The sequence below is a fragment of the Streptomyces griseus subsp. griseus genome, assembly GCF_000720255.1.
Lineage (GTDB): Bacteria > Actinomycetota > Actinomycetes > Streptomycetales > Streptomycetaceae > Streptomyces > Streptomyces griseus_I.
Genome location: NZ_JOJE01000051.1, coordinates 57,762 through 65,769, shown reverse-complemented (window position 1 = coordinate 65,769; position 8,008 = coordinate 57,762). Strand labels below are relative to the sequence as shown.

Annotated in this window: 5 protein-coding genes and 1 pseudogene; 2 read left to right on the top strand and 4 right to left on the bottom strand. The window is 70.4% G+C overall.

Going from position 1 to position 8,008, the window contains the following annotated elements; translation table 11 throughout:
• The coding region (locus IG99_RS38945) for an AMP-binding protein (RefSeq protein WP_037682848.1) at positions 1 to 979 on the top strand (979 nt) is incomplete at its 5' end.
• 161 nt (positions 980 to 1,140) lie between these two features.
• Entirely contained in the window at positions 1,141 to 2,589 is a 1,449-nt protein-coding gene (locus tag IG99_RS38940; protein ID WP_051866471.1) for a tannase/feruloyl esterase family alpha/beta hydrolase, read from the top strand.
• A gap of 127 nt (positions 2,590 to 2,716) precedes the next feature.
• Here IG99_RS38940 and IG99_RS46720 read toward each other — a convergent pair whose 3' ends face one another.
• From IG99_RS46720 to IG99_RS38920, 4 genes and pseudogenes are all read right to left on the bottom strand, one after another.
• Complete coding sequence (locus IG99_RS46720) at positions 2,717 to 2,815, bottom strand: limonene-1,2-epoxide hydrolase family protein (RefSeq protein WP_078948177.1); 99 nt, start codon at positions 2,813 to 2,815, stop codon at positions 2,717 to 2,719.
• 317 nt (positions 2,816 to 3,132) lie between these two features.
• Positions 3,133 to 4,266 (bottom strand): annotated as a pseudogene (locus IG99_RS52225) (DUF4978 domain-containing protein); the annotation flags it as partial.
• Positions 4,267 to 4,568: 302 nt separating this feature from the next.
• Positions 4,569 to 6,305 carry an IclR family transcriptional regulator domain-containing protein gene (locus tag IG99_RS38925; RefSeq protein ID WP_037682821.1) on the bottom strand — a complete coding sequence of 579 codons (1,737 nt, stop codon included), beginning with the start codon at positions 6,303 to 6,305 and terminating at the stop codon, positions 4,569 to 4,571.
• A 114-nt stretch (positions 6,306 to 6,419) separates the two neighbouring features.
• Entirely contained in the window at positions 6,420 to 7,712 is a 1,293-nt protein-coding gene (locus IG99_RS38920) for a M6 family metalloprotease domain-containing protein (protein ID WP_199815705.1), read from the bottom strand.
• Positions 7,713 to 8,008: the final 296 nt, after the last annotated feature.

Sequence of the window (8,008 nt, the reverse complement as noted above, 5' to 3'; positions counted from 1 at the left end):
CGAGAGCGAGCCGGACGCGGGGCGGCGGGGGGCTGTCGGGGCGGTGCTGGAGACAGGCCTCAGGCGTACGCGCCTGCTGCAGGCGGGCAAGCCGGTCGACGACGAGCTCGCCGCCGCGTACGCCGAGGCGGACGCCGGCGTCCTGTCGGCCCTGCGGTCCCGTCTGGGGCTGGACCAGGTGCGGTGGGCGGTGACCGGCGCGGCACCCACGCCGCCGGCGACCCTCGAATTCTTCGCGGCGCTCGGCGTCCCCATCTGCGAGGGCTGGGGCATGTCCGAGCTGAGCTGCTTCGGTGCCGTCAGCCCGCCCGCGCGGGCACGCTTCGGCAGCATCGGCACACTGCTGCCCGGCCTGGAAGCACGCCGGGCCGCCGACGGCGAACTCCTGGTGCGGGGGCCGTCGGTGGCGAAGGGGTACCGCAACGACCCCGACCGGACCCGCGAAGCCTTCGACCGGGACGGCTGGTTCCACACGGGCGACGTCATCGTGTCCGACGCGGACGACTACCTGACCATCGTCGACCGCAAGAAGGACCTGATCATCAACGAAGGGGGCAAGAACATCTCGCCCGTCACGGTCGAGACGGCCCTCACCACCGCCAGCCCCCTGATCGGCACCGCTGTGGCCATCGGCGACAGCCGCCCCTACATCACCGCGCTGCTCGTCCTGGACGCCGAGGCCGCGGCGGCCTTCGCCGCCGGGCACGGGCTGCAGCCGGACCCGCGCTCCCTGGCCCGCAACCCCCTGCTGATCGACGCCTTGCGAGCCGCGGTGGCCGAGGGCAACAGCCGGCTGGCACGCGTGGAGCAGGTCAAGCGCTTCCGGGTGATTCCCGCGTACTGGGACGCGACGAGCGATGAACTCACCGCCACCTTGAAGCTCAAGCGGCAGAAGGTCGCCGAGAAGTACGACGCGGACATCGCCGCACTGTACGCCGACCCGATCCCCTCCGACATCCACGAGCCGGCCGACCGCTGACCGGCCCCAACCGCCCAGCCAAGAAAGAAAGAGGGAGGTGAGCGGGCATGAAGTGGAAGCCTTCAGCCGGCAGCGCCGAGCATGCACCATCCCCGCGAGGCCCCGTCCGACGCCGGCTCGCGATCTCCGGATCTCTGATCCTCGCGGCAGGGCTCTGCGCCATGCCGGTCCACGGGGCGAGCGCGGCCGCAAACACAAGACCCGGCCAGCCGGTCCGGTCCTGCGAGAGCCTCACGGCTCTGCGCTTTCCGGACGGCACGACGGTCACCAGCGTCTCGCAGACCACCACCACTCCGGCGATCTGCAACGTCGAACTGCTGGTTCCCCAGAACATCCACATGCGCGTGTCACTGCCCGTCGCCACCTGGAACGGGCGCTTCCAAGGGGTGGGAGGCGGTGGCTTCAACGGCTCCATCCCGGACACGGAGAGCGCGGCGAAGACCGGTTACGCCGCCGCGGGTTCCGACTCCGGTCATACCGCCGACTCCAGCGACGCCTCGTGGGCCTGGTCCCCGACCGGCATGAACTCGTCCCTGATCAACGACTTCATCTCGCGTGCGCTGCACGAGACGACTGTCAAGGGCAAGGCCGTCACCCAGGCGTTCTACGGGAAGTCGCCCACCTACTCGTACTGGAACGGCTGCTCCAACGGCGGCAGGGAAGGTCTCCAGGAAGCGCAGGTCCAGCCCCGCGACTACGACGGCATCCTGGCCGGCGCGCCGGCGATCCAGGCAGACCGGTTCCTCCCCGCGGCGATGTGGCCCCAGGTCGTGATGCACGAGCTCGGCGACTTCGTGCCCTCGTGCAAGTTCGACGCGGTCAACAAGGCGGTCACAGCAGCGTGCGACAGCCGGGACGGCGTGACCGACGGTGTCATCGCGGACCCCCGGACCTGCCGCTTCAACCCCACCTCGCTGGTCGGCACCGTGACCCCCTGCGGCACGATCACGGCCAAGGACGCGGCCGTGGTGAAAAAGATCTGGGACGGGCCGCGACGCCCGGACGGTCGCCGCCTGTGGTACGGAATCCTGCCCGGCGCCTCGTTCGCCAGACTCGCCGCCACCGCGAACGGTGACGGAGTCCCGACGCCCCTCGCGTCGGGCTGGTTCACCTACTGGCTGGCGAAGGACCCGTCCTTCGACTGGCACCGCCTGACCCTGGCGAACTTCGCTCAGTACTTCGGCCAGTCCCGTCAGGAGTGGGGCCCCGTGGTCGGCACGGACGACCCCGACCTGAGCGCCTTCCGTGCCGCCGGCGGCAAACTGCTCCTCTGGCACGGTCTGGCCGACCAGCTGATCCCTCCCCAGGGAACGATCAGGTACTACGAGCAGGTCACCGCCGCGATGGGCGGCCGGGCGAAGACCGAGCAGTTCGCCCGCCTCTTCACGGCCCCCGGCGTGGGCCACTGCAGGGGCGGGTCCGGCGCCGCCCCGGCCGACCCACTGGCGGCTCTGGTGAAGTGGGTCGAACACGGCATGGCCCCCACCACACTGCGCGCCGAGAACGGGCCCATGAGCAGGCCGCTGTGCCGGTGGCCGGCCGTAGCCCGCTACGACGGACACGGCAGCACGAACGACGCCGCCAACTTCCGCTGCAGCGGCCGCCAGTGACGCGCTGAGCGTCTCGGCCGGCACGGACCACCGGAAGATGACCGTGAAACCCCCACGTCTTCGACCTGGGGGTTTCATCGTGGAGAGGGTACTGCCCGCCCTCATGGCCGCTCGCCGCCAGCGGGCTCTACTGGCCGAGGACCGAGGGGAGCTCGGCGAGCTCGGCGGAGTCGAAGTAGTCGCGCCAGGCGGTGATGAGGCCGCCGGTGACCTCGAAGACGCCCATGACCACCCGGAACGTGATCGCACGGCCTCGCGGGAGAGGGGACGACGGGGGCGGCTACCTCGGCTGGAACTCCCAGACCGTGCTCGCGTCCTGCGTTCCCGTGTTCCACTTCGCCTCACCCGCGGAGCTCCCGTACAGGTAGGCCCTTCCCGTGTGGGTGTTCCTGACACGGAGCCCGCCTGCCGCGACCCCTTCCAACTCCAGAGCGAGGCGTCCGCGACGGTGCCGGTGTTGTAGATGACGTTGTTGTCGGTGGCGACGGTCTCCAGATACAGGCGCCCCGTTCGCACGTTCTTGATGGTCCAGGCACCGGACGAGTCCTTGGCGACGATCCAGTCCTGGTCGTCGTAGACGGTGCCGGACGCGACGATGACCGCGCCGTCCGCGTCGGTGTCGAGGTACTTGCCCGAGGATGTGTTCCTCAGCTTGTACCGCGCGCCGCTGACGAGGTACGAGACCCGGACGCACTCCTCGGTCGCCAGGGTGATCTCGGTGTTCCCGGACACGGTGCTGTACGCCTTCGTGCCGGACTTCACCCAGGTGTCGTTCGCATCGTACTGGCCGACCTCGACGGACCGTACGACACCGATGGTTCCCGGCAACGTGAACGTGGCCTCCGTCGTGGTGGCGAAGGCGAACTCGGCCGCACCGCGCCGGACGCCGGATGCCTGCGCACCGATGGACGTCGTGAAGGTGATGTCGACGCCGCCCAGGGGCTTGGTGGTCGTGGCGCTCGCGGTCGCGTTCCGGTTGAAGGTCTGCAGGGTGGTTCCCCCGCGTTCCACCGGAGTCCTGCCGGCGAGGTCCCGGTGGATCTTCTTCAGCGCGCGGTTGAGCCGGGCGACCTTGAGGGAGGGGGTCTTGCGGGTGACGACCTTGGTGTCGGGCCTCCAGTTGTACAGGCCGTGGTCGCTGATGCCGGTGCTGGAGTCCGGGTCCAGGGCGGCGTACAGATTGTGGACGGCGTTGCCGGCGATGGCGTTGAACTTCTCGACGTCCGCCGTCGAGGATCCACCGTAGTTCTCCATGACCATGGGGAAGTTCTTCCCCTGGGCCCAGGTGCCGTCCTGCCCGTAGTTGTAGAGCGTGTCGAAATTCTTGGTGTACGGGTCCTTTCCGAAGAAGTCGATGGTCGCCGTTCCCTGGCTCCTGAGGACCTCGTTCTCGGCGACCGGCACCGTGTCCCCGATGCCGGCGATGTTGGTCCGGGTGTACACCGAGTAGTCCGACTGCTTGATCACCTGTCCGAGCTGGGTCAGGTAGTTCAGCAGCACGTCCTTGCGGAACTTCGTCGTGTCGGTGTATCCGCCGCTGTTCCACAGGTCGGTGCTGTAGGTGCTGAAACTCCGGGCGATGGACTCACCGCCTTGCTGCCTCGACACGTTCGGTTCGTTCAGCACCTGGATGCCGACGACGGTGTGCGCGGTGTCGACGGCGGCGAGGCGGCTCATGAGCCGGCCGAGCACGAACTTCTCCCTGGCGAGCATGTTCGGGTCGGTCTTGTCCAGGAGGGGGTTGCCGTTCAGGGTGAGTGGGCTGCCGTCGGACTTCACCACGACCTGGTAGTCGTTCATCACGTAGGCCGGAATACTTGAACATCAGTCAGAACCGGAACGCACGCCCACGCTGAGCCGGAAAGGGATGAAGCCGAGAAAAAAATAGGCTATTCATTGAAGCGGGACGTCGGCTGCGACGGCGTCTGGCGGTTGATGTTGCAACGCTGGCCGGCGCAACCGAGGAAGGCCCCGCCCCGTCAAGACAGCGCGACGTGTGTGAAGCGCTCGGCCACGTGGAGGTCGGACTGGATGCGGTCGGCTGTCGCGGTCAGTTCGGGCAGGAGGTCGTGCAGGCACGCTTCGAGCGTGCGCCGGGCCGGATGCATCGCCGTGTTGAGGGCGGCCACGACCCGTCCCGTACGGTCGCGCACCGGCACAGCGATCGAACGCAGGCCCGCCTCCAACTCCTCGTCCACCAGGGCGTACCCCTGGGCCCGTACGTCCTCCAGGGCGTAGGCGAGGGCGGTGGGGTCCGTCACCGTGCGGGAGGTCAGCGCGTGCAGTGGACCCAGATCGCGCTGCGCGGCCGGCAGGTCCGCGAGGAGGACCCTGCCCAGTGAGGTGGCGTACGCCGGCAGCCGGGTGCCGAGGGCGATGTTGACGGTCATCACACGGCTGGTGGAGGCCCGGGCGGTGTACTGGATCTCCGGGCCGGAGCCGGTCCCGCCGACCCTGCCTGCATCACCGGTCGCGCTCGGGACCAGGACCGCCAGTGACGTCGACTCCTGGATCCGCTGGGCCAGTTCCGTCAGATGCGGGGTCGCGATCTGGGGGAGGGAGGTGCGGGAGAGGGGCGGGAAGCCCAGGGACAGGACCCTGGGCGTGAGGGCGAAGGTACGGTCGGTCGGGCGGGTCACCAAGCCGAGGTGCTCGTAGGTGATCAGCGCCCGGCGTGCCGTCGCCCGTGCCAGCCCCGTCGCCTTCGCGACGTCCGTGAGCGTCAGCTCGGCCCGGCCCTCGCCGAACGCGGTCAGGACGGTCAGGCCACGGGCGAGGGACTCGACGAACTCGCGGCCGAGTTCCTGCTTGGAGGCTCCGGTCCAGGTCGCGAGGCCCATCGGCCCGGCCCCCGGCTCAGGGGCGGGCGCCTCACGCAGGTCGTCCCGCATGACATCGACGGCCGCCCGCAGCCGGGGCAGCAGCGTGTCGCGCAGCCCGGCCGCAGGATGCCGGCTGGTGTGGCTGACGACGCTGGCCACGCAGGCGATCCGACCGGTGCGCGGGTCCCGTACCGGTACCGAAACGGCGACCAGACCCGGCTCGATCAGCTGGTCGTCCAGCGCGAAACCGTCCCGCCCGGCCCGGGCCGCGGCACGCTCGAACTCCTCGTCCCGGCTGGGGCGTTCCCTCGGCGGTACGGCGGGAAAGCCGCGGTCCTGAGGGTCCGCCGCCCGGCGCTCGCGCCAGCGGTGCCAGTCGGTGTCGGTCCACTCGGTGGCGAACAGGGGCCCGGGGGCGGTGCGTTCGGCGGGGAGCAGATCGCCGATGCGGAAGCTGAGGGACATCGCCCGGCGGCGGGTGGCCTGATGGATGAAACGGATGCCGTCGCGGTCGGAGACCGCCAGCGACACCGACTCGTCCAGCTCGTCGGCGAGGGCGTCCGCGCGCTCGTCGAGCAGCGCGGGCAGGCGCAGGGCCGCGAGGTAGGCGTTGCCCAGCTCCATCACACGCGGGGCCAGCACCGCGTCCCGGCCGTCGAGCCGGACGTACCCCATGCGGGCGAGGGTCGCCGTGATCCGGTCCACGGTGGACCGTGCGAGCCCGGTGGCCCGCTCCAGGGCGCTCAGGCTCAGCGTGCCGCCCGCCTCGGTCAGCTCCACCAGCACGGCGGCTCCGCGCACGAGCGGCGTGACCGCCTCGGCCGGCGGCACGACGGAATCCGCGCCCACCTCCCCACCACCCGGCGTGGCATCCACGCTCGTCCTCACGATCATCGATTCTCCGCTACGGCGTCCCCGGCAGCCCTACGGTAATCCGCCTCCACACCTCCACACCTCCACACCTCCACGCACCTCTGTGCACCCCGCCCCCGTGCCCCGGAGCGCCCCTCACCGTCGCGTGATCAGCACCCGATGATTTCCTGCCGCGTCCGCCGCCACCACGGTGATGCGGATGCCGCGGCGGGAGTCGACGAAGCTCTCGCCGGGGACGAGGGGAGCGTCGGAGAGTTCGGCGTGGACGTTGGGGCTGCGGCTGCAGCCGCCGGTGTCGTGCTGGGAGTCGTAGACGGTGACCGGGCCCATGCCGGTGTCGATGTCCGCGTCGACGCGGTAGATCAGCACACCCGGCCGGCACACCGCCTCGTCGTTGCCCTCCCGGGTGCGCAGCTCGACGGCGTACCCCGTACGCGGGTCGACGGGGACGAAGACGAGCTTGACCCCGCCGGCCCGGGCCAGCGGGGTCAGTGTGTACTGCGACGTCCCGGGCAGCGCCGCGCAGCCGATCTGCGTGCCGTCCAGCCAGCCCAGCTTCCACTTGTGCCAGCCGAGCAGGTCGTTGTTGGCCCCCCAGTCCTCGCTCATGATGTCCCAGTGCCCGACCGCGCCCCCGCCCTCCTGGGTGTACAGGTCGGGCAGTCCGAAGACATGGCCGTTCTCGTGCGGCAGGACGCGGTAGCCGGTCTGTGTGTAGGAGCCGGAGCCGTCGTCCTGGCGGGAGTAGACGAAGGAGGCGTTCGCCACGGGGACGCCGTCGGCGATCGGTGCCTCCGTGTTGCCCGCGAAGGTCACCGACAGGACCGTGTCGAGCGCGGACGGCCCCGCGTTCGGAGTGACCAGTACGTTCAGCAGGTCGTACGCCCGGAAGTCGACCGTCGGGTCGGCGGCGGCCACGATGTCCTGGACGAGCGTGCGGTAGCCGGGGTCGAAGGGCGCGCCGCGCTCTATGCCGTACGCCCGGAACGGCTTCGGCATGCGCAGCCAGTCGCGGATCGGTGCGTCGGGACGGTAGTCGAGCCGGCCGTAGGAGCTGGTGCGGAACCATTCCTGGGTCCTGGGGAAGAACTCGCCGAAGCGGTCGAGCGCGCTGCCCTGGCCGGGGGCGTCGGAGAAGTCGACCATGACGGTCAGCGCGCGGACGACCCCGGTGGAGCGGGCGTAGCCGGGGAGGGTCGGGATGCCCTCGGACATCTGGACGACCGGGCTGCCGCTGATCATGCAGGCGCTGAGGGCGGAGGTGTGGGACGCCGTCACAGGGGTGGCGCCGGCGGTCGTGGTGCTCGGGCTGAGGTGTCCGGAACCGGCCGAGGTGCTGACGGCGAAGGTCAGGGCGGTGACGGAGGCGAGGGCGGCCACACGGCGCGGGCGTATCCGACGGTTGGTCGGCTGCGACTGCGGCAGCATGCGTGGGCCCTTCCGCTCCGGGCAGCCGCACCGGTCACCGACTGCACCCTCTCGATCACCCTGTGTCGGGGTGGTCGGGGACGCGCGTTGGAGGGGGCCGATCGTGGGGCCTCGGGCCGGGCGCCGGCCGGGTGTCTGCCCTGACCGCGGCCCAGGTCTCGACCGGGCTCGGCCGGGAAGGCGGCCCCAAGGCGGGATGTGGCTCAGGTCACAGAAAAACGTGGCGCGCGTGGGAAATATCCGGGGACCGAATCCCCGTTTAGCCATGTGTCCGAGCGAAACGGGGACCTTGTCCC